Source organism: Halobacterium sp. DL1, from assembly GCA_000230955.3.
GTDB lineage: Archaea > Halobacteriota > Halobacteria > Halobacteriales > Halobacteriaceae > Halobacterium.
In genome coordinates this window covers 2309889-2331186 of the sequence record CP007060.1, presented here as the reverse complement: position 1 = coordinate 2331186, position 21298 = coordinate 2309889, and the positions used below count along the sequence as shown (strand labels likewise).

Below are 21298 nucleotides of genomic sequence, written 5' to 3'. Positions count from 1 at the left end.
GCGGCGACCCGCGGTCGTGCGGCGCACCGTCGCGGGACAGTCTTCGACCCGCAGCGCGTCGCCTGTCAGCCCCACCGGTAGCGTTCCCTGACCAGACCGAAGAACTAGTGGGACCGTTCAGAGTCGGTCGAGCAGCGCGGCGCCCATTTCCTCGGTGGTCGCCTCGCCGCCGACGTCGGGCGTCCGCGGCCCCTCCGCGAGCACGTGCTCGACCGCTGTCCGGACGCGCTGTCCGTCCTCGTCGTAGTCGAAGAACTCCAGCAGCATCGCGGCCGACAGCACCGCCGCCGTCGGGTTCGCCACGCCCTTCCCTGCGATGTCCGGCGCGGAGCCGTGGACCGGTTCGAACAGTGCACGCTCCGGGCCGACGTTCGCCGACGGGAGGAGACCCAGACCACCGACGAGGCCGGCCGCCAGGTCCGAGAGCACGTCGCCCGCAAGATTCGGACAGACCACCGTGTCGTAGTCCTCGGGGGACTGCACGAGGTGCGTCGCCATCGCGTCCATCAGTTCGGCCTGCGTCGGAACGCCTCGCTCCTCGGCGACCCGCTCGACCGTCTCCAGGAACAGGCCGTCGGTCTCCCGCATCACGTTGGCCTTGTGGGCGATGGTGAACCCCTCCGGTGCGAACTCACAGGCGTATTCCGCGAGGCGCTCCGTGGCCGTTCTGGTGATGACGCGGGTCGTCGTCGCCACGCCGTCGGCGAGCGTGGCCTCGTGGCCGCCGTAGACGCCCTCCGAGTTCTCCCGGAGGAAGACGAGGTCAGTCTCCGGCTTGACTGCCTCCACTCCAGGGTAGGCACGCGCCGGTCGGACGTTCACGAACGAGTCCACTGCCGCGCGGAGCGGCAGAACGACGTCCGCGGCAGTCTCGCCGGCCGCACCGAACAGCGTCGCGTCGGCCGATTCGGCTGCCGCCCGCGCCTCCTCGGGTAGCGCCGTGCCGGTCTCGGCGGCGACCGCGTCGCCCGCGTCCGCGCGGACGAATTCGAAGTCGCCGACGGCGTCCAGCACGTCGACGGCGACAGGCAGAACCTCCGCGCCGATGCCGTCGCCCGGGATGACCAGGATCTCCTCAGTCATCGGTGTAGGGGAGGGAGGCGCGAGTCTCGCGCACTGCTTGCTCGTTCGACCCCATCAGCGCGGTCGTGTCCCAGACGCCGTCGACGAGCGCACGCCGCTGTGCGTCGTCCACAGTCGCGTCGACGGTCGTGTCGCCGTATCGGATCTCCTCTGCGGCGACGTCGACCTCTACCTCGTCGTCCGGGTTCGCGGCGATCCAGTCCTGGAGCGCTTGCACGTCCTCGGCGTCGGCGGTGACCGTGGGGATGCCGAGCGCGAGGCAGTTCCCCGCGAAGATCTCGGCGAATGACTCACCGACGACGGCGTCGATTCCCCACCGCATCAGCGCCTGTGGCGCGTGTTCACGAGAGGAGCCACAGCCGAAGTTCGCATTCACCGCGAGCACCGAGGCGCCCTGGTAGCGCTCCTCGTTGAACGGGTGGTCCTTCTGCTCGTCGTCGTCCGTGAACCGCTGGTCGAAGAACGCGAACTGCCCGAGGCCGTCGAACGTGACGACCTTCAGGAAGCGCGCCGGGATGATCTGGTCCGTGTCGATGTCGTTCCCGCGAACGGGGACGCCCGTCCCCGATACCTCGCGGACGGTGTCGGCGGGACCGCTCATTGCTGGACCTCCTCCCGGGGAGCCAGTTCGCGCACGTCGGTGACCTCGCCGGTCACCGCGGCGGCGGCGACCATCGGCGGACTCATCAGCACCGTCCGCCCCTCCTTCGAGCCCTGCCGCCCGACGAAGTTCCGGTTCGAGGAGGACGCACACGCCTCCGCGCCCTCCAGTTGGTCCTCGTTCATCCCGAGGCACATCGAACAGCCGGCGCCGCGCCAGTCGAAGCCCGCCTCGGTGAACACCTCGTCGAGGCCCTCGGCCTCAGCGGCGGCCTTCACGCGCTGGCTGCCGGGGACGACCATCGCGCGGACGTCGTCGTGGACCTCGCGGCCGCGGACGACCTCCGCGGCAGCGCGGAGGTCCGGCAGTCGGGCGTTCGTACACGAGCCCAGGAACGCCACGTCGACCGGGTAGCCGTCCATCGTGTCGCCCGGTTCGACGCCCATGTGCGCCTGGGAGTTCCGCGCCACGTCCTGCTTCCCGGCCGGCATGTCCTCGGGCGCTGGAATCGCCTCGGAGATACCGACGCTCTGCCCAGGCGTCGTCCCCCACGTCACGGTGGGTTCGAGTTCGCTCCCGTCAATCTCCACTACGTCGTCGTAGGTCGCGTCCTCCTCGGAGCGGATCGACTCCCAGTACGCTTTCAGTTCGTCGAATGCCTCGCCCTCGGGGACCTTCTCGCGGCCCTCGAGGTAGTCGTAGGTGGTCTCGTCGGGGTTGACGTACCCCGCGCGGGCGCCACCCTCGATGCTCATGTTGCAGATGCTCATCCGGCCGGCCATCTCCATCTCCTCGATGGCGGGGCCGCCGTACTCGTAGACGTAGCCGACGCCGCCGTCGGTGCCGAGTTTCCGGATGACCGCCAGGATGACGTCCTTCGCCGTGACGCCCTCGCCGAGTTCGCCGGTCACCTCGATGCGGCGGACCTTCTGCTTCTCCATGGCGATGCAGCCGGTGGCGAGCACGTCCCGGATTTGGGAGGTGCCGATGCCGAAGGCGAGCGCGCCGAACGCGCCGTGGGTCGCGGTGTGGGAGTCGCCACAGACGATGGTCTTCCCGGGCTGGGTGAGCCCCTGCTCCGGGCCGACCACGTGGACGATGCCCTGCCGGCCCGTCGTCGGGTCGTCGAACTCGATGCCCGTCCTGCGGACGTTCTCTTCGAGTTCGGTCATCATCTCCTCGGCGGCACCCTCGTACGGCCGCGACTGGTCGGCGGTCGGCACAATGTGGTCGACAGTCGCGTGTGTGTGCTCGGGGAACGCCACCTTGAGGCCGCGCTCCTCGAGCATCCCGAACGCCTGCGGACTCGTCACCTCGTGGACGAGGTGGAGCCCCACGAACAGCTGTGTCTGCCCCGTCGGCAGTTCGGTCACCGCGTGCCGGTCCCACACCTTGTCGTACAGCGTACCTTCGCTCATCGATTACTCCTCTGCCGTCTCCGGTACGGGTGGCTCGCCGCCGCGCTTCCAGACACGATTGGCGCCCTCGGCCTCGTCCGGCGGGGTCTGGTCGACGTCCTTCATCGTCTGTTCGCCCGGCGAGCGCTCCTCGTCATCGTCCTCGGCGCTCTCTGCGCCCTCCCGCTGGCCACCGTCGGTGGCGACGGTCGGCCCGCGTCGGAACACGCGCCCGAAGACGTTCTCGCGGTCGGCCGGGTTCCGCTGACTGACGCTCCGCATCGTTCGCTCAGTCATCGGCGGACACCCCCGACTCCCGCTCCCGCTCCTCGGAATTCTCCTCGTTGGTCTCCTCGTCGGCCCACGCGAACAGCGCGCGGAGGCGTTCGCCGACGTCCTCGATCTCGTGGTTCTGTTCGGCCTTGCGGCGCTGGCGGTAGGAGGGACGGCCGGCCTGATTCTCCGACACCCATTCGGTGGCGAACTCGCCGTTCTGGACCTGTTCGAGGACCTCTTCCATGTTCTCGCGGACGGAGTCGTCGATGACCGACTCGCCGCGAGTGACCCCGCCGTACTCGGCGGTGTCCGAGACGGAGTCCCACATCGCGCCCAGTCCCCCCTCGTACATCAGGTCGACGATGAGCTTGATCTCGTTCAGGCACTCGAAGTACGCCATCTCGGGGCTGTAGCCGGCGTCGACGAGCGTCTCGTACCCCATCTTCGCGAGCTCCGAGATGCCGCCACAGAGGACGGCCTGCTCGCCGAACAGGTCGGTCTCGGTCTCCTCGCGGAACGTCGTCTCCACGACGCCCGCGCGGGCGCAACTGAGCGCGTGGGCGTAGGCGAGGGCCTCCTGCTGGGCGTCGCCGGTCGCGTCCTGGTACACCGCGAGCAGCGCGGGCGTCCCCTGGCCGCTCTCGTAGTTCCGGCGCACGAGGTGGCCCGGCGCCTTCGGCGCGATCATCGTCACGTCGACGTTCTCCGGCGGTTCGATCTGGCCGTAGTGGATGTTGAAGCCGTGCGCGAACTGGAGGGTGTCGCCGGCGTCCAGTTCCGGTTCGATGGCCTCGAACACCGACGGCTGGACGGTGTCCGGCACGAGCACCGAGACGACGTCGGCCTCGCTGGCCGCCTGCGTCGGCGTCTCGACGCGCAGGCCGTCGGCCTCGGCGGCCGACCGCGAGGAGGAGTCTTCGCGCAGGCCGACGACGACGTCGACGCCGCTGTCCGCGAGGTTCTGCGCGTGGGCGTGACCCTGGCTACCGTAGCCGAGTACGGCGACGGTCTTGTCGTCGATGTAGCGTCGGTCTGCGTCCGATTCGTGGTACACTGGCTGCGTGAAATCTGAGTCTGTCATTTAAGGTAATCTGGAACGACTGCTGTCTTGGTCTCACCACGCGCCAGCGCCGTCTGTCCGGTCCGCGCTATCTCGCGGATGCCGAACTGACGGAAGGCGTCGATGGCGTCGTCTATCTTCTGCTCGTCGCCGGTCAACTCGACCGTGATCGTTCGCGGTCCGGCGTCGAGGGTCTTCCCGCTGTACATCTCCGTGATGGCGTGGACCTCGTTCGGTCGGTCCGCGTCCACCTTCACCACCACGAGCTCCCGCGTGACCGCGTCGGCCTCGAGTTCGCGGACGTGGATGACGGGGACGACCTTCTCGAGTTGCTTCTCCACCTGGTCGATGCCGGGGTCCGGTTCCTCGACGACGACGGTGATGCGCGCCCAGTCGTCGTTCTGGGTGTCCGCGACGGTCAGCGACTCGATGTTGAACTGCCGCCGGCTGAACAGCCCGGAGACCCGCGCCAGCACCCCCGGCTCGTGCTCGACGAGCGCGGAGATGACGGTGCGTCGTGGCGGGTGTTCGGCCTCCGCCTCCGGGTCGATGCGGATGCCCTGGGCGTTCCGGCGGCCCGCGGGTCGCTGGCGGTCCTCCGGGGCCGGCCCTCGCAGGCCCTGCTGGTCCTGTCGCTCGCTCATAGCTGGTCCTCCGAGAGCGCGAACTGGCCGTTGTCGCCGCCCGAGGGAACCATCGGGTAGACGTTCTCCGCGGGGTCGATGTAGACGTCCACGACGGACGGGCCGTCGACGGCGAGCGCCGCCTCGACGGTGTCCGGCACGTCGTCGTACTCCTCGATGCGGAAGCCGGTGGCGCCGAACGCCTCGGCGAGCTTGTCGAACTTCGGCACCCAGGGGTACTCCGAGGCCATCCGGCGCCCCTCGAAGAACGCGTCCTGCCACTGCCGGACCATCCCGATGGCCTCGTTGTTCAGCACGAACACCGTGATGTCGAGCTGTTCGCGCACCGCGACGACCAGCTCCTGGCAGGTCATCATGAACGAGCCGTCGCCGTCGAAGCAGACGACCGACTGGTCGTCGTCGGCGGCGACGCGCGCGCCGATGGCCGCGGGCAGCCCGTACCCCATCGTGCCGAGGCCGTGGGAGGAGATCCACGTCCGGGGCTGCGTGTACGTCCAGTACTGGCACGCCCACATCTGGTGCTGGCCGACACCGGTTGTGACGACGGTGTCGTCGTCCGTGGCCGCGTCGACGGTCTCGACGACGTACTGGGGTTTCACCGGGCCGTCCTCGTGGACTCCGTAGTCCATCGAGTACTCCGTCTTCCACTCGGCGCACTGCGCGACCCACTCGTCGGTGTCCGGGGAGGCCGGCAACGCGTCCGCCAACTGCTCGATAACAGTACTGGCGTCCCCGACCAGCGGGTGGTCGGCCTCGATGTTCTTGGATATCTCCGCGGGGTCGATGTCGACGTGGACGAGCTCCGCGTCCGGCGCGAACGAGTCGACGCCCCCGGTCAGGCGGTCGTCGAAGCGCGTGCCGACCGCGAGCATGCAGTCGGTCATCGTCACCGCCATGTTCGCGTAGCCAGTGCCGTGCATCCCCGCCATCTCCATAGCGAGGTCGTGGTCCTCCGGGAACGCGCCGATGCCCGGCATCGTCGTGACGACGGGAATCTCGTGTTCCGTGGCGAACGCCCGGACCTCGTCGGTGGCCTCGCCCTTCACGACGCCGCCGCCCGCCAGAATGATGGGTCGGTCGGCGTCGGCGATGGTCTCGGCGGCGGCGGCCACGTCCTCGTCACTCGCGTGTTCGCGGACGCTCACGGTGTCCGGGACCGACGGCTCGGTCGGTTCGGCCTCCGTCTCGCCCAGCGTCACGTCTTTCGGCAGGTCGACGAGCGTCGGCCCCTGCCGGCCGTGTTCGGCGAGCGCGAACGCCGTGCTCACGTCCTCGCCGACGGTGTCGGAACTGGACGCGAAGTAGTTCGACTTCGTCACGGGCGTCGTGACGCCGATCGTGTCCGTCTCCTGGAACGCGTCGTTCCCGACGAGGTCGGTCGGCACCTGCCCCGTCAGCGCGACGAGCGGCTCGGAGTCCATGTCGGCGTCGGCGATGCCGGTGACGAGGTTCGTCGCCCCCGGCCCGGAGGTGGCCATGCAGATGCCCGGCTTCCCGGTCACCGAGCCGTAGGCGTCGGCGGCGTGGGCCGCACCCTGCTCGTGGGCCATCGTCACGTGGCCGAGGTCGGAGTCGTACAGCGCGTCGTAGACGGGCATGATGGCGCCGCCCTGAACTCCGAAGACGGTGTCGACGCCGGCCGTCTCCAGCGACGCGACGACCGACTCCGCGCCGGTCCGGGTCGTGGGTTCGGCGTCCTCGGTCGACTCCGACTGGCTGTCCTCAGCTCCGTCCTGTTCGTTCGCTTCGCCGTCGTGTGGACGCTCGCTGTCGCCGAACTCCGGCACTGCGCCCTGATCTGTCATCGATACCCCTCCCGTGGTGTGGTGTCGCGGTTCGTTGGTGTCTGTGTCATTGCGGATACTGCAGTGGCTGTCGGGTGTTCGTGGAACGACTCGGTCGATTGAGAATGGTGATAGGGGTAGCTTACGCCCCTACAATACCGACAGCCACACCGCTGACCACGGACGAACCGGGGAGTGCGGTGTGCGACTGCATCGTACGTGCCAGCAGTAGCTCGTCGCATAAAGCCGTTGCTGGTCGCGCAAGCGTTGCCGCTCATTTCGCGTGCACCTCTTCGGTGGCGCGCTCGACGCCGACCTCGCCTGCGAACGCCCGCAGGTCTGCCTCCGTAACGACGTCTTCGTCGCTGGCGTGGGCCTTCACCTTCTTGGTGACCGCCCGTACCTCCGTGTCGGAGGGGTCGTAGCCCGCCTCCTGCAGGTGCTTGCGTACGGCGTGCGTGCCGGAGTGTTTCCCGAGCACGACTTCGCGCTGGGCGCCGACCATCTCGGGGGTCATGACGCCCGGCTCGAACGTCTCGCTGTTCTCGATGACGCCCGCGGCGTGAATGCCCGACTCGTGGGCGAACGCGTTCGCCCCGACGATGGACTTGTTCACCGGAATCGGCACCGAAGAGCGCTCGGCGACCAGCTTCGACAGGTCCGCGATGGCGGTCGTGTCGATGCCGGTGTCGGCGCCGTAGACGCTCTCGGCGCTCATCACGACCTCTTCGAAGGCCGCGTTGCCGGCGCGTTCGCCGATGCCGTTGACCGACACCTGCACCTGGTCCGCACCGGCTTCGACGCCCGCCAGCGCGTTCGCGGTGGCGAGGCCGAAGTCGTCGTGCGTGTGCACGTCGATGCGGGCGTCGGTGTGCTCGCCGACGAACTCGACGAGGTCGCCGAACCGCCGCGGCGTGGCGACCCCGCAGGTGTCTGGGATGTTGATCCACTCGATGCCGACCTCGTCGACCGCTTCGACGATCTCCGCGAGGAACGCGGGGTCGGTGCGGGTGGCGTCCATCGGCGAGAACATGACGTCGGCGCCGGATGCAGCGGCCTGCTCGACCGCTGCGACGGAGCGCTCTACTACCTGTTCTCTCGTTGTGTGCATCGAGTCCTCGATCTGGACGTCGCTCGTGGAGGCGAACACGTGGACCATGTCCACGCCCGCGTTTACGGCCGCCTCGACGTCCGACTCCACGACACGGGCGAGCCCGCAGGTCGCGGCGTCGGTCGAGTCGGCGATGTCCGCGGCTGCCTCGGCCTCGGCCTCACTGTTGGCTGGGAATCCGGCCTCGATGACGTGGACGTTCGCGTCGTCCAGCGCAGCGGCTATGGTGCGCTTGTCGTCGTAGTCGAATGAGGTCCGTGGCGTCTGCTCGCCGTCGCGGAGCGTCGTATCGAAAACTCGTACTTTCTCGAACTCGTTACGCTGGGCTAACGTGCCCTCGAAGAACCCGTTCCCCCGGACTTGCACCGGGCGCCTCGTTGTGAGACATCGTGATTGACTCGGAGCGCCCCTCGCTTATACATGTTTCCCCCTGACAGAGGCTGACGCGCGGGGATCGTTCACGGTCGTCGGGGCACGATTCCGCGAATCGCAAGATGGCGGCGCCTCAAAGGAGATAATAGGTCTTGGGATGCCTGGGTACGTCTGGTTGTCGGTTCACCGAGAAATCCCCGCGGTTCGGTCTCGAATTGGGGGTGTTTTCGGGGGGTGGTGGGCGGGCGCGCGGTCGAGCGCAGCGAGACCGCGGCCTGAGTGAACGATGAACGAAGTGGCCCGCGAGCCGCGCGGTCGACGTATCGGAGTTACACGGCTCGCAGCGGTGCCGCTGGCAGCGCGCGGTGAAGCGCCCGTTGAAAAGCGGGTCTGTGCGCTCAGTTCCCGCGGCCCTGCATCTTCTCCTCCTCGGGCAGGTCGGCGTTCGCCTCGCCCTTCATGCCGGAGCCGATGTTCGAAGAGATGTCTGCGAGTCGCTCGGGGTCGTCCCAGTTGTTCACGGCGTCGACGATGGCGCGTCCCATCGATTCGGGGTCCTCCGCGCCGAAGATGCCGGAGCCGACGAAGATGCCGTCGCACTCGTGGTGCATCATCAGCGCCGCGTCCGCGGGCGTCGCGATGCCGCCCGCCGCGAAGTTCACGACCGGCAGTCGCCCCATCTCGGCGGTCTCGTGGACGAGTTCCGCGGGCGCCTCGATGTCGCGTGCGTAGTGCTCGCGCTCCTCGTGGGTCATCCCCTCGAGTTCACGGATTGCGCTCTTGATGGTGCGCTGGTGGTGGACGGCCTGGTTCACGTCGCCCGTGCCGGCCTCGCCCTTCGTGCGGATCATCGCCGCGCCCTCGTCGATGCGCCGGAGCGCCTCGCCGAGGTTCCGCGCGCCACAGACGAACGGCGCGGTGAAGTCGCGCTTGTCGATGTGGTACTTGTCGTCCGCGGGCGTCAGCACCTCGGACTCGTCGATCATGTCCACGCCAACCGCCTGGAGAATCTCTGCCTCCTTCGTGTGGCCGATGCGGGACTTCCCCATCACCGGGATGGAGACGGAGTCGACGATCTCGCTCACGTCCGCGGGGTCGGCCATCCGCGCGACGCCGCCACGCTTCCGGATGTCCGCCGGGACGGCCTCCAGCGCCATCACTGCGACCGCGCCGGCCTCCTCCGCTATCTTCGCCTGTTCTGCGTCGACGACGTCCATGATGACGCCGCCCTTCTGCATCTTCGCGAAGCCGCGCTTCACGAGGTCGCTGCCGCGCCGCAGGTCCTCGAGGTCGGTCTCGGTAGCCATACGCGTACGTAGCGGGGGCCGCCGCTTAACTGGGGCGGTTGCGGAACGGGGGGCTGGTTTGGGGGTAACTGCTGCTCGCTCCTCTCGTCGATTCGACAACGCTAGAAAGCCCTCGGTGGTCTGGACTCCCGCGGGTCGCTGCGGTCCTCGCTCGTTCCACTCGCTGTGGTCCTTGCTTCCCCGGGGTTCCTCCAGACCACCTCGCCCTTTCAATCCACCCGGGCGAAGGGTAGCCGGCTGGAGCGATGACTGCCGGCGAGTCGACCAACCGGACGCGCCGCAGACCCACCAAGGCTATGGCCCAGGCGGAGAACGGTCGGGGTATGTCGCTGCCGTCACGGGCGTCGCTGCCGTGGTACGTCGCGCCGCTCCCCGAGTGGCTTGAGGGTCTGGCACTCCGGTTCGCGTGGGTCATCGTCGCCATCAACATCGCGGGGACCGCCTTCGGCTTCTGGTACTACCGGGTCCAGTTCGTGGAGACACCGCTGCTCGCGTGGGCGCTCGTCCCCGACAGCCCCGTCGCGACGCTGTTCATCGCGCTGTCGTTGGCCGCCTACAAACTCGACTACGACGCCGACTGGCTCCACGCGCTGGCGTTCTTCGGCTGTCTCAAACTCGGGCTGTGGACGCCGTTCGTCCAACTGGTCGTCAACGGCCAGGCAGGCCTCTGGTGGGCGATGTACTGGTTCCTCGTCGTGAGTCACGTCGGGATGGCGGTTCAGGCGTTCCTCATCCACCGCTACGCGACGTTCTCCGTCGGCGCCGTCGCCGTCGCCGTCGGCTGGTACGGCTTCAACGACCTCGTGGACTACTTCCTCCAGGTCGCCGGCGGCCCCCACCACACGCTGCTGCGCGCGGAACTCGTCGACGGCGTCTTCGACCACTCGCTGCACGCCCACGACCTCGCCGCCGCGGCCGCCGTCACGCTCACACTCCTCGCCACGTTCCTCGCGCTCGTGACCCGCGTGAAGACGCTGGAAACACGCGGCGTCGACGGTCGTAGCACCGACTGAGGCGCACGGGTTTTTCACGATTGCCCGCGACAGACCAGCCATGTACGACGCCGTCGCGGACCTCCCACTGACCGTCGAATCAGTCGAACTCGAACGCGTCGAGCGCGAGACGCCGGCGTTCGCGCGGGCAACGACCATCGTCACCTTCCGCGGAGACGGCGAGACGGGCCGCGGCGAGGACGTGACCTACGAGATGGACCACCACGACGCACTGGAGGCGTGGTGGGACGAGCGAGGCGACGACGCCTTCGACCTCGCGGGCGAGTACACGTTCGCGGAGTTCTCGCAGGCGCTCGACGATACCGACCTCTGGCCCACGGGCGGCCCCGAGCGAGACGACTTCCGGGACTACCGCCGCTGGGGGTTCGAGGCCGCCGCCCTCGACCTGGCGCTCCGTCAGACTGACGCGACGCTCGCCGACCGCCTGGACCGCTCGCTGGACCCCGTGCGCTTCGTCGTCAGCAGCCGACTCCCCGAGGGCGACACGTCCCGGATGGAGACGCTGTTCGAGCGCTACCCCGGCGCCGAACTGAAAGTCGACCCGACCGCCGACTGGCCGGGTGAGACGTTCGACTACCTCGCTGACACCGAGGCCGTCCGCATCCTCGACCTGAAGGGCCGCTACGAGGGCACCGACGTCGACCAGTCCCCTGACCCCCGGCTCTACGAGCGCGTCTTCGAGACGTTCCCCGACGCCGTCGTCGAGGACCCGGCGCTCGACGAGGCGACGACGCCCATTGTCGAGGAACACACCGACCGCGTCTCCTGGGACGCGCCGATTCACGGCATGGACGACGTCCGGGGGTTGCCGTTCGAGCCCGACTGGCTGAACGTCAAGCCCTCGCGGTTCGGCACCGTCGAGTCGCTGCTGGAGACCATCGAGTGGGCGCTGGACGAGGACGTATCGCTGTACGGCGGCGGCCAGTTCGAACTCTCCGTCGGGCGCGGCCAGATACAGGAACTCGCGTCGGTGTTCTACGCCGACGGTCCGAACGACGTCGCGCCGGGCGCGTACAACGATGCCGACCTCCCCGAGCGACTGCCGAAGAGTCCGATTAGCGTGCCCGAGGACCACTCCGGCTTCGGGTTCTAGCCGGAGTCTCGCCCGACGAACCGCCTGCTACCGAACGGTCGGCCTGCAGACAGTTCGCCAACGCCTAAATAGAGGGGCTCTCTACCCCGAGAGGATGAACTGGAGGGAACGCGGATGCCGCGTGGCGTAGGGGAACTGTCTGTCGTGACGGAGCTTCCGGAGTGGGTTGTCGCCGTCGCCGGACTCGTCACCCAGTTCGGCGACATGTGGTTCGTCCTCGTCGGTATCGCAGCGTTCTACTGGCTCGGTAGGCGCGGCGTGCTCCGGGTAGAGCGCCCGCTGGGAGACAGCCTGTTCCTGCTTTCGCTCGCCATCGGCGGGTACGCGCTCACGCTGCTCCTCAAACACACGTTCGGTCTCCCACGGCCACCGGGGGCCGCGACGGCTACGCTCCCGGCGTGGCTCCCCGCAGTGGCCGACCCCGTGTACGAGTCGCTGGTGACCGCCGACGGGTTCGGCTTCCCGAGCGGCCACGCGGCGAAGTCGACGGCGGTGTTCGGTGGTGCCGCGCTGGTACTCGAGACGTGGGGGCGTCGCCGGTTCGTGGTCGCGGGGCTCCTCGTCGCGCTGGTCGCCCTGTCAAGGGTGTTCCTCGGCGTCCACTACGTCGTCGATGTCGTTGCCGGCGTCGCCGTCGGGGTGCTGTTCCTCGCGGTGATGACTCGACTGGGGAGAGAGTACCCGAGGCGGGCGCTGGCCTGCGCGGGCACGCTCGGGGTGCTCGCCGTCGCGACGGCGGCGACGGCCAGCGCCGCGTTGGCCGTCGTCGCGGCCGCCGTCGGCGTCGGAGTTTGGGAGGTCGCCAACCGGACTGCTACCCCGTCTGCAGCGCGAAGGCTGTAGCTGGCGGGGGAAGCGGCTTCCGACTATTCGTTACCAGGTGAGTGCGCAGAACGACGCTGCCCACCCCGAGAACCTGCCGCGGAGTCGATTCGGACGCTCGATACCTACGCCGGCTTCGGGGTCACTTCCAGGTGACGTAGGTGAGCGCGGCGATGCCGACGGTCTCGAGCACCTGCAGCACCATCATCACCTCAACGGCGATAGACGGCAGCACTGGTGGGTCGAGGTAGAAGTAGAGCGCGACGACGTTCTCGGCCAGGAGGAACACCGCGAACACGATGGACCCGAGCGTGAGCGGGGCGCGGATCTCGCGGTACGTCCGGACCCAGATGGCGACGAGCACGCCCAGCAGCAGGATGTTCGTCGCGGCGGCGACTCTGGCCGCGTTCAGCACGAGGCTCACGCCGGGTCCCTCCACGCTCTGTTGGTTGCCGCGCGCCGGCGCCGGGGTCGTTCGACAGTCATGTCAGTCATCAACCTGTGTGAGTATCGTCTCGACGGTCTCCCAGTTGTGGCGCGCCCTGTCGCTCGGGAGGTAGACGGAGCCGTAGCTGGCCTCGCTGCTGGTGACGACCTGGTTCTCCTCGAGTACGTCGAGGTGGTACCGGACCGTGTTGTACGCCAGTTCGAGGTCGTCGGCGAGCTGGTTGGCGTTCCGGGGTTTGTCGTCCAGGGCGCTGAGGATACGGGCCCGGTTCGGCCCTCCGCGCGTACCGGCGAGCGTCTGCCAGAGCACCGTATCCATCCTCTGCGTCGATTCGTCGGCTGAATGCAAGAATCCACCGACGCCCCGCCTCGCTGAGCCACCCGCACGGACCCGGCCGTGGCGCTGCTGCGGGGACACTGCCCGCCGGGCGAGCGTCGGCCCGTCAGTCGGTGCCCAGTGACGCGGGCGAGGGGGGACGTGGAATCCACGTCGGTACGTCCGCAAATCACCGCCAAAACCCTTTCGACAGAACCTCGGGACGCGGCCGAGAACGGCTCTAGATACATTCTGGCGTGATTTGGGGGAGAGTTGAGACCGAGTCACGAAATCTACTATCACGCTGACAGTCTCACGTTCTGTTGGATGTCAAAAGACACTACGCGGCGTCGGATTCTGCTCGGCATCGGGGCTGGCGTCACCGTCGGCCTCGCTGGCTGCAGCGGCGCCGACGAGGACGACCCAGCGGGTGGTATCGACACGACGACCGAGACGACGGAGACGACCACGGCGTCGGAGACGACCGAGGAGCCCTCGGGCACCGCGGCGGTCCGCGTCGCACACGTCTCGCCGAACGCGCCGAACGTCGACGTCTACGTCGACGACTCGGCGGTCCTCGAGGACGTGCCGTTCGGGACCGTCAGCGACTACCTCGAAGTCCCCGCCGGCGAGCGACAGGTCGAGATAACGGCGGCCAGCGACCCGGACACGGTCGTCTTCTCCGGGGCCGTCCCCGTCGAGGCCGACGGCGAGTACACCATCGCGGCGGCGGGAGAGGTCGGCGAGGGCGCCGACCAGCCGTTCGAACCGCTCGTGCTGGCGGACGACAACAGTAACCCGGGTGAGGAGACCGCTCGCGTCCGTCTGGTTCACGCCTCCCCGGACGCTCCGGCAGTGGACGTCACCGCGGCGTCCAGCGGCGACGCGCTGTTCGACGGCGTCGAGTACGGCGGCTCGGAGTACGTCGAGGTTCCGGCGGGCGACTACACGCTGGAGGTCCGCGGCGACACTGAGAGCAACGACGGCGACGTCGCCGCGGAGTTCGACGTGAGTCTGAGCGGTGGCTCAGTGTACACCGCGTTCGCGGCGGGCTACCTCACGCCCGACGACGAACCAGCCGACACGCCGTTCGACCTGATCGTCGCCCAGGACGCGGGCGGTGATTCGACTGGCGACGGGATGGACGACCCCGCACACGTCCGGGTCGCGCACCTCTCGCCGAACGCGCCGAACGTCGACGTCTACGTCGACGAGAGCGCAGTGCTGGAGGACGTCCCGTTCGGGGCCGTCAGCGACTACCTCGAGGTCCCCGCCGGCGAACGCCACGTCGAGATCACGGCCGCCGGCGACGCGGACGCGTCGGTGTTCGAGGGGAGCGTCTCCTTCGAGAGCGGCCAGGCCTACACGGTCGCGGCTGCCGGCGAGGTCGGCGACGACGCCGACGAACCGTTCGCACCGCTCGTGCTGATGGACGACACGTCCGCCCCGGACGGGGACACGGCCCGCCTCCGTCTCGTCCACGCCTCCCCGGACGCTCCGGCAGTGGACGTGACCGCGGCGTCCAGCGGCGACGCGCTGTTCGACGGTGTCGCCTACACCGAATCGGGCAGTATCGAGGTGCCAGCGGGCGACTACACGATCCAGGTGCGCGGCGACACCGAGAGCAACGACGGCGACGTCGCCGCGGAGTTCGACGTGGGTCTAGAAGGCGGCCAGGGCTACACGGCGTTCGCGGCGGGCTACCTCACGCCCGACGACGAGCCAACGGACACGCCGTTCGACCTCATCGTCGCACAGGACACGGGCGGGATGTAACCGTCCTTCCACAGAACACCGCGCCGGGACAACCGGCGCACTCCGCCGTCGGTCCCCCCTGACCGCTTTCCGCCACCCCGCTTCCCGTTTCTCCTTCGCTGGTCCGCGTCCGCCTCGTAGCCCCGCGTCTGCTTCGCCGCCCCGCGTCGTCGCCGAGGTCCGCTCTGCGTCAGTCCTCGTCCTGGTGAGCCCGCACCCACAGTTCGCCGATGCGGGAGAGCCGCGTCCGGTAGGACTTCCCGCGCTCCTCGCGCTCGACGTACCCCTTCCCGCCCGGGCCGAGTTTGTCCACCGTGTACGTCACCTTCGAGCGGAAGCTGTCCGTGTACTCCTCGCTGAGGTCAGCGGCGACCGTCTCGGCGAGTTCGCTGACGGAGTCGAACTCGCCGTGTTCGCCGAGCGTGAACAGGATGAGTTCCTCGAACGGTTTGACGTTCGAGAACGACGCGACCGGGAGCTCCACGATGTGGCTGCCGTCGATCTCCTTCGCGCCTATGGTGGTCCCGCGCTCGTCGAACTCAGCCAGCAGGTCCCGGGCGGCGTCCAGCCGCTCGGCGACCTCGCTCCCGTCGACGTCCCCCTCCTCGACCTCCGCGAGCAGGTCCGCGCTCGCCCGCAGTTCCTCGGCGAGTTCCGTCTCCAGGTACTTCTCGGGGGCCGTGTAGTACGTGTGGATGCGGTCGCGGTCCTCCTGTCGCTCGACCATGATGGAGTGGGCGGCGGTCGCGAACGCGAACGAGACGGTGCGGGGCATCGACGCGATGTTCACCCACACCTCGCCCTCGGGGTCGGCGTCGAGCACGTCCGCGATGAGGTCGAACGCCTGCTCGAAGGCGGCGTCGTAGTCGTAGACGTCCGTCACGGCGACGCGCTCGGTCTCCGCGCCCAGCAGGTTCCGGAAGTCCGCCTCGAGTTTCTGGGCGATGCGCTGGCTGTACTCCACGTTCGCCTCGCTGCCGACCGCGCCCTCGAGGAGGATGACGCGGTCCACGGTCAACTGCTCGCGGACCAGCGGCGCGATGAGCCGGTCGTAGTCGAAGCCGACCGGCACGACGTGCGTCTGCATGCCCCCGTGTTGGGGGAAGGCGCTCAAAAGGCTACCCGTGGCGGGCCGCGACGAGTTGGCGTCGCGGCGACTACAGTAACGACTCGGTCGCCGCCACGTCCGCGAACTCCCCACGGAGCTGTGCGAGCGCGACGCGGTGGTTCGTCTCGGCGTCCACCCGCTCTCCATCGTGGGTCTCACGCCCGAACGTCGCGGTGGCGTCCGCGACGACGGTCGGGTCGAAGCCGAGGTTCTCCGCCATCCGCGTCGTCGTGGAGACGCAGTGGTCGGTCGTCAGCCCGCAGACGACGAGTTCCTCGTGGCCGCGCTCGCGGAGCCAGTCTTCCAGTCCAGTTCCGACGAACGCGCTGTTGACGGACTTCACGAAGACGGGTTCGTCGCCCTCGGGCGCGGTCTCGGGCTTCCACGCGAACCCCGGGCCGTCCCCACGGAGCGGGCTGTCGCGCTCCGTCGAATCGTGGCGGACGTGGACGACGGGGTCGCCGCGCTCGCGCCACGCCGCCAGCAGTCGTGCGGCGTTGGCCTCGGCATCGGGGTTGTTGCGCTCACCGTACGCGGGGTCGTCGAAGCCGATCTGGAAGTCCACCAGGAGGAGGACGCTGGTCACGTTCGCCCCGTCGTTACGTCCGGCGTCACCTGCAGCGGGCACGTCTCCGGGGCCGCCGACTCGTCCTCGCTGAGGAGGTACTGGGGCCACTCCCGGTCGCCCTCGTTCCCCCAGTCGCCGAGGTCCGCGTGCGGGCAGGCCGCGTCGTCGTACTCCTCCAGTCGGCTGCGGATGCGCTCGCGGGCCTGCTCGCCGGCGTCCGTGTCGCCGGTGATGCCCTCGAAGATGGCCCGGGGCTGGAACGTCACCTCCAGACCGACCGGGCAGTAGCGGCTCTGGCGCGTCTCGTAGAACGGCGCGCGGGCGGTCGGGAAGATGGGTTCGCCGCCGAAGCAGAACTCCCAGTACGGGTCGTCTGGGTCCGTCGGGATGTCCTCGGGCCACGGCTCCGTGTCCTCGACGTGGAGGAACTGGAGGACGTGCCAGAACTGCTCGTGCCAGCCCGCCTCGTCGAGCGGGCGCTCTGGGGGTTTGAAGAACACCGCGAAGCTCACCCGGTCGCCGTGGTCGCGGAACGCGCCGAGATACTCCAGGAGGGCGTCCCGGAGCGAGAATAGGGCGTCCGGGTGGGTCGTGGAGTCGACGAACGCGTACAGCGGCCGTCCCTCCTCGACTGACGCCTTCCCGAAGAAACACGGGAACGGCTGCCCGTCGCGCTCGCCGGTCACGGACGCGCGGAAGTTCTCGAAGTGGCGCTGCGCCCACTCCGGGAGGTCGCCCGACTCCACGCGCTCGACGGCGGTGTCGTGGTCGAGGACCGCCCCGAGTTCGGCCTCGTTCATGCCCCCACTGCGCAGGCGGTGGCTTTCCGTGTTTCCCTCGGCGGTCGCGTGGTAGACGAACGCTCGAAACGACGCTGCCGAACACACGATTTCTGGTCGTTCGTTAGACCACGCCGACCGCCGAGCGACTGACGCTGCTCGCGCTCCCACGTTCGAGCCCCGAGGCGCGGGACCGCCAGCGGTTTCTTCCGGTCGCGCCAACCCCCGCTCATGAGCAAGTGGCTGGAGTCCGGTCTGCGGCGGGACGTCTGCGTCGTCGTCGCTGGCGAGGGCTCTCCGACCCAGCAGTCGGTGAAGCGCGCCGTCGAGCGGAAGAACGACGACCGCATCCGCCCGAAGCGGTTCAACGGCTCGGTCCGGAAACTGGAGTCCGCGGGCATCATCGAGCGGGAGGTAGACGGCATCCACGACCGTCTCTCGCTGACGGCGGCGGGCGACCGGCGCCTACGTGACCACCAGGAGTGGGTCGCGACGTACCTCGACGAGTAGCGCCCGGCGGTCAGTCGGCTCGCAGCGGGTCGAAGTAGGCGGCCTCGTTCTCCGTCGTCGACGGCGTGGTGACCGCGGAGACGCCGACAGTGAGCACGAGACCCAGGACCATGCCGACGATGGAGGCGAACCAGCCCCAGTAGGCGTCAGCGAGGATGGGGACGTTCACGAACGTCGTGCCGAGGACGGTCAGCGAGTCGACGTAGACGCTCGGGCCGAAGACGGTCCAGAGGTAGAACGCCTGGCTGCCGGCGACGCCAGCGAGCATCCCGGACTTCGTCGTCCCGCGCCAGTAGAGCGCCACGGTGACGGGGAGGGCTAGCTGGGCGAAGCCGCCGAACGCCGTCTCACCGAGTTCCACCAGCGTGCCGGGTTCGAAGAGGCTGACCGCGAACGTGGAGAGCGCGAAGACGACGACGCCGGCGCGCCCGAGCAGATTCTCGCGGGCCTCGCCGGCGTCGGCGTTCACGAACGGCCGGTAGATGTCGCGGGTGAGGTACGACGACCCCGACAGCAGCATCGAGTCCGAGGAACTCATCATCGCCGCCAGCGCGCCAGCGACGACGAGTGCCGCGAACCAGCCGGGGGTGTACTCGTTCAGGAGCACTGGGAGGATGTTACCGCCCTCGGGGAGCGCGAGGCCGACGCCCTGCGCCCAGGACCCGAGCAGGAACGCCGGGACGAACAGCAACACGACGAGCACGGGCCAGAGCGCGAACGTCCGCTTCAGCACTTTCTCGGACCGCCCGACGAAGAACCGCTGGTTCACCTGCGGGAACATCGTCACGCCGAACGCGATGCCGACGGCCTGCGAGAGCAGCCACTGCGGGGAGTAGACGCCGCCGCCGAGCGCCTTGTACTCGGTAGGGAGTGCGGCCGCGAGCGGTCCGCTGGACGAGATTTCGATGGCGACCCAGGCGAACGCGAGCCACGTGATCGTGAGCATGAACACGCCCTGGAGGGTGTCCGTCCACGCGACGCCGCGCATCCCCGAGAGAACCACGTACGCGATCATGAACAGAGTGATGAAGCCCGCGCCGGCCCAGTAGGGAACGACGCCGTCGGTGAGCGCTTCGAGGGCGGTGCCGGCGCCGACCTGCTGGAGCATCACGTACGGGAACAGCCAGAGGATGCTGACGCCGGCGACGAGGCCGCGCAGCGTCCGGGAGCCGAACCGGTCGCCGAGCATCTCGCCGAGTGTGAGGTAGCCGTGGGCGCGCCCGAGCAGCCACTGCCGGTAGCCCAGCACGTACCACAGCAGGCCGAAGAGCACGCCGTCCATCAGCCCCATCACGAGAATCCACTCGGGGCCGAATTTGTACGCGATGTTCGGGCCGCCGAAGAACGTGAACGCCGACAGCAGCGTGGCGAACGTGGTGAACAGCAGGACGCCGGTACCGAGGCCCCGGCCCGCGAGGTAGTAGTCTTCCGCGGAGCGGTCGGTGACGCGGTAGGCGACGACGCCGACGGCCATCGCGGCGAGCATGTAGGCGACGACGATGCCGATCTCGAGGAGCGCGCTCATCGGCCCACCTCGACGAAGGTCCCCCAGTCGCGGCGGGCGAACAGCGCGAACGCGGCGGCTGTGACGCCCATCCACGCGACGTGCCACCAGAGCCACACCGGCAGGCCGGCGACGGTCGTTGCGTTCCGCCAGAGGAACCAGGGGATACTCAGCGCGACGAGCACGGCGAAGACGACACCCCAGCCGAGCGCTGCACGCGACGTCATGATTGTAGACAATCTTCGCCCGCCTGGGTTAAATGTTACTGAAAACTACGTATCGGGCAAACCGGAGAGAAATTCTCTACATAACTCCGGGACGTTCGCTCGAACTCTCTACACCCTCTCCGGGCCAACAGCGGGGGCGAGCAGCCGGTGGTGGGCACGTGGTACCGGTCACGACAGCTATTTCCCACGCCGATACGTAGTCGTAACTAGAACTACAGCGATGGAGGACACCGCGAAGTACCTGATCCACGCGGACCTCGTTGCGGACGGCGTCGTCGAGCGCAGCGACGTCGTCGGCGCGGCGTTCGGCCAGACCGAGGGGTTGCTCGGCGACGGCCTCGACATCCGCGACCTGCAGGACTCCGCGAAACTCGGCCGCATCGACGTCTCCGTCGACAGCGAGGGCGGCCAGTCGTTCGGTCACATCACCATCGCGTCGAGCCTGGACCGCGTCGAGACGGCGACGCTCGCGGCCGCACTCGAGGCCATCGAGCGCATCGGCCCGTGCCGCGCCCAGGTCGAGGTCCAGCGCATCGAGGACGTGCGCGCCGCCAAGCGCCGCGAGGTCGTCGACCGCGCGAAGGAACTGCTGTCGACGGCGTTCGACGAGGGGACCATCGACTCCGAGGACATCCTCGAAGAGGTCCGCGAGAGCGTCCGCATCGAGGACATCACCGAGTACGAGGGCTACCCGTCGGGTCCGAACGTGGAGACGAGCGACGCGGTGGTCGTCGTGGAGGGGCGCGCGGACGTCGTCAACCTCCTCCAGTACGGCATCAAGAACGCCGTCGCCGTCGAGGGGACGAACGTCCCGGACGAGATCGCGGACCTCACCCGGAAGCGCACAGTCACCACGTTCCTCGACGGCGACCGCGGTGGCGACCTCATCCGCCGGGAGCTCCAGCAGGTCGGCGACGTGGACTTCGTCGCGCGAGCGCCCCGCGGCGAGTCCGTCGAGGACCTCTCGCGGGCGGCCGTCGACGCCGCGCTCCGCGAGAAGAAGCCGGCGTCAGTCGCCGGCGACGACGGGGACGGCGATGGCCCGCTCGAGGCTGCGGCCGACACCGTGGCGGACGGGGCGACCGAGGCCGAAGAGCCCGCGAACGAGCCGGAGCAGCCCCGCAGCGACGACGAGGCGACGGCGGCCACCGACGGGAGCGCGACGCCAGCCCCCGCGACGAGTGGCGGCGCGAGCCCGGACCCGGCGTCGAAGACGTTCGCCGACCACGTCGCGGAAGTGGTGGGCGCGGATAGCGCCCGTATGCTCGACGAGGAACTCCGCGTGCTCCGAGAGACGGACGCGGCCGACGCCTTCGACGCGCTGGCGGACGCCGACGAAGTGCCGCGGTTCCTCGTCGTCGACGACACAATCACGCAGCGACTCCTCGACTTGGCGGCCCAGCGCGGCGTCGGCACGCTGGTCGGCCCCGACAGCGGTGAGTTCGTCAAACAGCCCGCGAGCGTGCGGGTCCACACCGCCGACCAGTACTAGGCGGAGCCAGCTGTTCTACGATTGGCCGA

At 68.8% G+C, this 21298-nt stretch carries 22 protein-coding genes; 6 read left to right on the top strand and 16 right to left on the bottom strand.

Features of this window, described 5'->3' with window-relative positions; genetic code table 11:
- Window positions 1-117: 117 nt before the first annotated feature.
- From HALDL1_14005 to HALDL1_13965, 9 genes are all read right to left on the bottom strand, one after another.
- A complete protein-coding gene (locus tag HALDL1_14005) occupies window positions 118-1083 on the bottom strand; it encodes a 3-isopropylmalate dehydrogenase (protein AHG04579.1) in 966 nt (321 codons plus the stop codon).
- Window positions 1076-1684, bottom strand: coding sequence for an isopropylmalate isomerase (locus HALDL1_14000; GenBank protein ID AHG04578.1), 609 nt, complete (start codon window positions 1682-1684; stop codon window positions 1076-1078). Before HALDL1_14000 ends, HALDL1_14005 begins: the two co-directional genes overlap by 8 nt.
- On the bottom strand, window positions 1681-3102 hold the full coding sequence (locus tag HALDL1_13995) for an isopropylmalate isomerase (GenBank protein AHG04577.1): 1422 nt from the start codon (window positions 3100-3102) through the stop codon (window positions 1681-1683). The genes HALDL1_14000 and HALDL1_13995 overlap by 4 nt, the downstream gene beginning before the upstream one ends.
- Window positions 3103-3105: 3 nt before the next feature.
- A complete protein-coding gene (locus tag HALDL1_13990; protein ID AHG04576.1) occupies window positions 3106-3378 on the bottom strand; it encodes a hypothetical protein in 273 nt (90 codons plus the stop codon).
- Complete coding sequence (locus HALDL1_13985) at window positions 3371-4438, bottom strand: ketol-acid reductoisomerase (GenBank protein AHG04575.1); 1068 nt, start codon at window positions 4436-4438, stop codon at window positions 3371-3373. Before HALDL1_13985 ends, HALDL1_13990 begins: the two co-directional genes overlap by 8 nt.
- Entirely contained in the window at window positions 4435-5061 is a 627-nt protein-coding gene (locus HALDL1_13980; protein ID AHG04574.1) for an acetolactate synthase, read from the bottom strand. The genes HALDL1_13985 and HALDL1_13980 overlap by 4 nt, the downstream gene beginning before the upstream one ends.
- Window positions 5058-6866 (bottom strand): acetolactate synthase, encoded by a 1809-nt coding sequence (locus HALDL1_13975; GenBank protein ID AHG04573.1) that lies wholly within the window; start codon window positions 6864-6866, stop codon window positions 5058-5060. Before HALDL1_13975 ends, HALDL1_13980 begins: the two co-directional genes overlap by 4 nt.
- A 253-nt stretch (window positions 6867-7119) precedes the next feature.
- Window positions 7120-8322, bottom strand: a complete 1203-nt coding sequence (locus HALDL1_13970) for a 2-isopropylmalate synthase (protein AHG04572.1) — start codon at window positions 8320-8322, stop codon at window positions 7120-7122.
- 404 nt (window positions 8323-8726) lie between these two features.
- Window positions 8727-9635: a pyridoxal biosynthesis protein gene (locus tag HALDL1_13965; GenBank protein ID AHG04571.1), complete on the bottom strand. Its 909-nt coding sequence runs from the start codon at window positions 9633-9635 to the stop codon at window positions 8727-8729.
- A gap of 323 nt (window positions 9636-9958) precedes the next feature.
- Between HALDL1_13965 and HALDL1_13960 the strand changes: the two genes are divergently transcribed.
- The 3 genes from HALDL1_13960 (at window position 9959) to HALDL1_13950 (ending at window position 12584) form a co-directional block, all read left to right on the top strand.
- Window positions 9959-10648, top strand: coding sequence for a hypothetical protein (locus HALDL1_13960; protein ID AHG04570.1), 690 nt, complete (start codon window positions 9959-9961; stop codon window positions 10646-10648).
- Window positions 10649-10688: 40 nt separating this feature from the next.
- Window positions 10689-11741 carry a hypothetical protein gene (locus HALDL1_13955; protein ID AHG04569.1) on the top strand — a complete coding sequence of 351 codons (1053 nt, stop codon included), beginning with the start codon at window positions 10689-10691 and terminating at the stop codon, window positions 11739-11741.
- 114 nt (window positions 11742-11855) lie between these two features.
- The gene (locus HALDL1_13950) at window positions 11856-12584 is read left to right on the top strand and encodes a glucose-6-phosphatase (GenBank protein ID AHG04568.1); all 729 of its coding nucleotides are present in this window, start codon (window positions 11856-11858) and stop codon (window positions 12582-12584) included.
- A gap of 121 nt (window positions 12585-12705) precedes the next feature.
- Here HALDL1_13950 and HALDL1_13945 read toward each other — a convergent pair whose 3' ends face one another.
- Window positions 12706-12987: a hypothetical protein gene (locus HALDL1_13945; GenBank protein AHG04567.1), complete on the bottom strand. Its 282-nt coding sequence runs from the start codon at window positions 12985-12987 to the stop codon at window positions 12706-12708.
- Between the two features lie 63 nt (window positions 12988-13050).
- Window positions 13051-13329, bottom strand: coding sequence for a DNA-binding protein (locus tag HALDL1_13940; protein AHG04566.1), 279 nt, complete (start codon window positions 13327-13329; stop codon window positions 13051-13053).
- 324 nt (window positions 13330-13653) lie between these two features.
- Between HALDL1_13940 and HALDL1_13935 the strand changes: the two genes are divergently transcribed.
- Entirely contained in the window at window positions 13654-15102 is a 1449-nt protein-coding gene (locus HALDL1_13935) for a hypothetical protein (GenBank protein AHG04565.1), read from the top strand.
- Between the two features lie 169 nt (window positions 15103-15271).
- Here HALDL1_13935 and HALDL1_13930 read toward each other — a convergent pair whose 3' ends face one another.
- The 3 genes from HALDL1_13930 to HALDL1_13920 form a co-directional block, all read right to left on the bottom strand.
- Window positions 15272-16168, bottom strand: coding sequence for a hypothetical protein (locus HALDL1_13930; protein AHG04564.1), 897 nt, complete (start codon window positions 16166-16168; stop codon window positions 15272-15274).
- A gap of 70 nt (window positions 16169-16238) precedes the next feature.
- Window positions 16239-16817, bottom strand: a complete 579-nt coding sequence (locus tag HALDL1_13925; GenBank protein AHG04563.1) for an isochorismatase — start codon at window positions 16815-16817, stop codon at window positions 16239-16241.
- Window positions 16772-17557, bottom strand: coding sequence for a hypothetical protein (locus HALDL1_13920; GenBank protein ID AHG04562.1), 786 nt, complete (start codon window positions 17555-17557; stop codon window positions 16772-16774). The genes HALDL1_13925 and HALDL1_13920 overlap by 46 nt, the downstream gene beginning before the upstream one ends.
- Before the next feature lie 210 nt (window positions 17558-17767).
- On the opposite strand from HALDL1_13920, the gene HALDL1_13915 reads away from it, so the two are divergent.
- The gene (locus HALDL1_13915; GenBank protein AHG04561.1) at window positions 17768-18046 is read left to right on the top strand and encodes a hypothetical protein; all 279 of its coding nucleotides are present in this window, start codon (window positions 17768-17770) and stop codon (window positions 18044-18046) included.
- A gap of 10 nt (window positions 18047-18056) precedes the next feature.
- Here the strand turns inward: HALDL1_13915 and HALDL1_13910 are convergent, their stop codons facing one another.
- Together HALDL1_13910 and HALDL1_13905 are read right to left on the bottom strand one after the other, a co-directional pair.
- Complete coding sequence (locus tag HALDL1_13910) at window positions 18057-19571, bottom strand: sodium:solute symporter (GenBank protein ID AHG04560.1); 1515 nt, start codon at window positions 19569-19571, stop codon at window positions 18057-18059.
- Complete coding sequence (locus HALDL1_13905; protein AHG04559.1) at window positions 19568-19777, bottom strand: hypothetical protein; 210 nt, start codon at window positions 19775-19777, stop codon at window positions 19568-19570. The genes HALDL1_13910 and HALDL1_13905 overlap by 4 nt, the downstream gene beginning before the upstream one ends.
- 220 nt (window positions 19778-19997) lie before the next feature.
- On the opposite strand from HALDL1_13905, the gene HALDL1_13900 reads away from it, so the two are divergent.
- Complete coding sequence (locus tag HALDL1_13900) at window positions 19998-21269, top strand: DNA primase (GenBank protein AHG04558.1); 1272 nt, start codon at window positions 19998-20000, stop codon at window positions 21267-21269.
- The last annotated feature ends 29 nt before the right edge of the window (window positions 21270-21298 follow it).

Bases quoted from the DNA above. Each gene is read 5' to 3' on its own strand.
- HALDL1_13990 (AHG04576.1), bottom strand. From the start codon at position 3,378: ATGACTGAGCGAACGATGCGGAGCGTCAGTCAGCGGAACCCGGCCGAC.
- HALDL1_13975 (AHG04573.1), bottom strand. From the start codon at position 6,866: ATGACAGATCAGGGCGCAGTGCCGGAGTTCGGCGACAGCGAGCGTCCA.
- HALDL1_13960 (AHG04570.1), top strand. From the start codon at position 9,959: ATGTCGCTGCCGTCACGGGCGTCGCTGCCGTGGTACGTCGCGCCGCTC.
- HALDL1_13980 (AHG04574.1), bottom strand. From the start codon at position 5,061: ATGAGCGAGCGACAGGACCAGCAGGGCCTGCGAGGGCCGGCCCCGGAG.
- HALDL1_13935 (AHG04565.1), top strand. From the start codon at position 13,654: ATGTCAAAAGACACTACGCGGCGTCGGATTCTGCTCGGCATCGGGGCT.
- HALDL1_13940 (AHG04566.1), bottom strand. From the start codon at position 13,329: ATGGATACGGTGCTCTGGCAGACGCTCGCCGGTACGCGCGGAGGGCCG.
- HALDL1_13930 (AHG04564.1), bottom strand. From the start codon at position 16,168: ATGCAGACGCACGTCGTGCCGGTCGGCTTCGACTACGACCGGCTCATC.
- HALDL1_13900 (AHG04558.1), top strand. From the start codon at position 19,998: ATGGAGGACACCGCGAAGTACCTGATCCACGCGGACCTCGTTGCGGAC.
- HALDL1_13950 (AHG04568.1), top strand. From the start codon at position 11,856: ATGCCGCGTGGCGTAGGGGAACTGTCTGTCGTGACGGAGCTTCCGGAG.
- HALDL1_13910 (AHG04560.1), bottom strand. From the start codon at position 19,571: ATGAGCGCGCTCCTCGAGATCGGCATCGTCGTCGCCTACATGCTCGCC.
- HALDL1_13965 (AHG04571.1), bottom strand. From the start codon at position 9,635: ATGGCTACCGAGACCGACCTCGAGGACCTGCGGCGCGGCAGCGACCTC.
- HALDL1_13905 (AHG04559.1), bottom strand. From the start codon at position 19,777: ATGACGTCGCGTGCAGCGCTCGGCTGGGGTGTCGTCTTCGCCGTGCTC.
- HALDL1_13995 (AHG04577.1), bottom strand. From the start codon at position 3,102: ATGAGCGAAGGTACGCTGTACGACAAGGTGTGGGACCGGCACGCGGTG.
- HALDL1_13985 (AHG04575.1), bottom strand. From the start codon at position 4,438: ATGACAGACTCAGATTTCACGCAGCCAGTGTACCACGAATCGGACGCA.
- HALDL1_14000 (AHG04578.1), bottom strand. From the start codon at position 1,684: ATGAGCGGTCCCGCCGACACCGTCCGCGAGGTATCGGGGACGGGCGTC.
- HALDL1_13915 (AHG04561.1), top strand. From the start codon at position 17,768: ATGAGCAAGTGGCTGGAGTCCGGTCTGCGGCGGGACGTCTGCGTCGTC.
- HALDL1_13955 (AHG04569.1), top strand. From the start codon at position 10,689: ATGTACGACGCCGTCGCGGACCTCCCACTGACCGTCGAATCAGTCGAA.
- HALDL1_13920 (AHG04562.1), bottom strand. From the start codon at position 17,557: ATGAACGAGGCCGAACTCGGGGCGGTCCTCGACCACGACACCGCCGTC.
- HALDL1_14005 (AHG04579.1), bottom strand. From the start codon at position 1,083: ATGACTGAGGAGATCCTGGTCATCCCGGGCGACGGCATCGGCGCGGAG.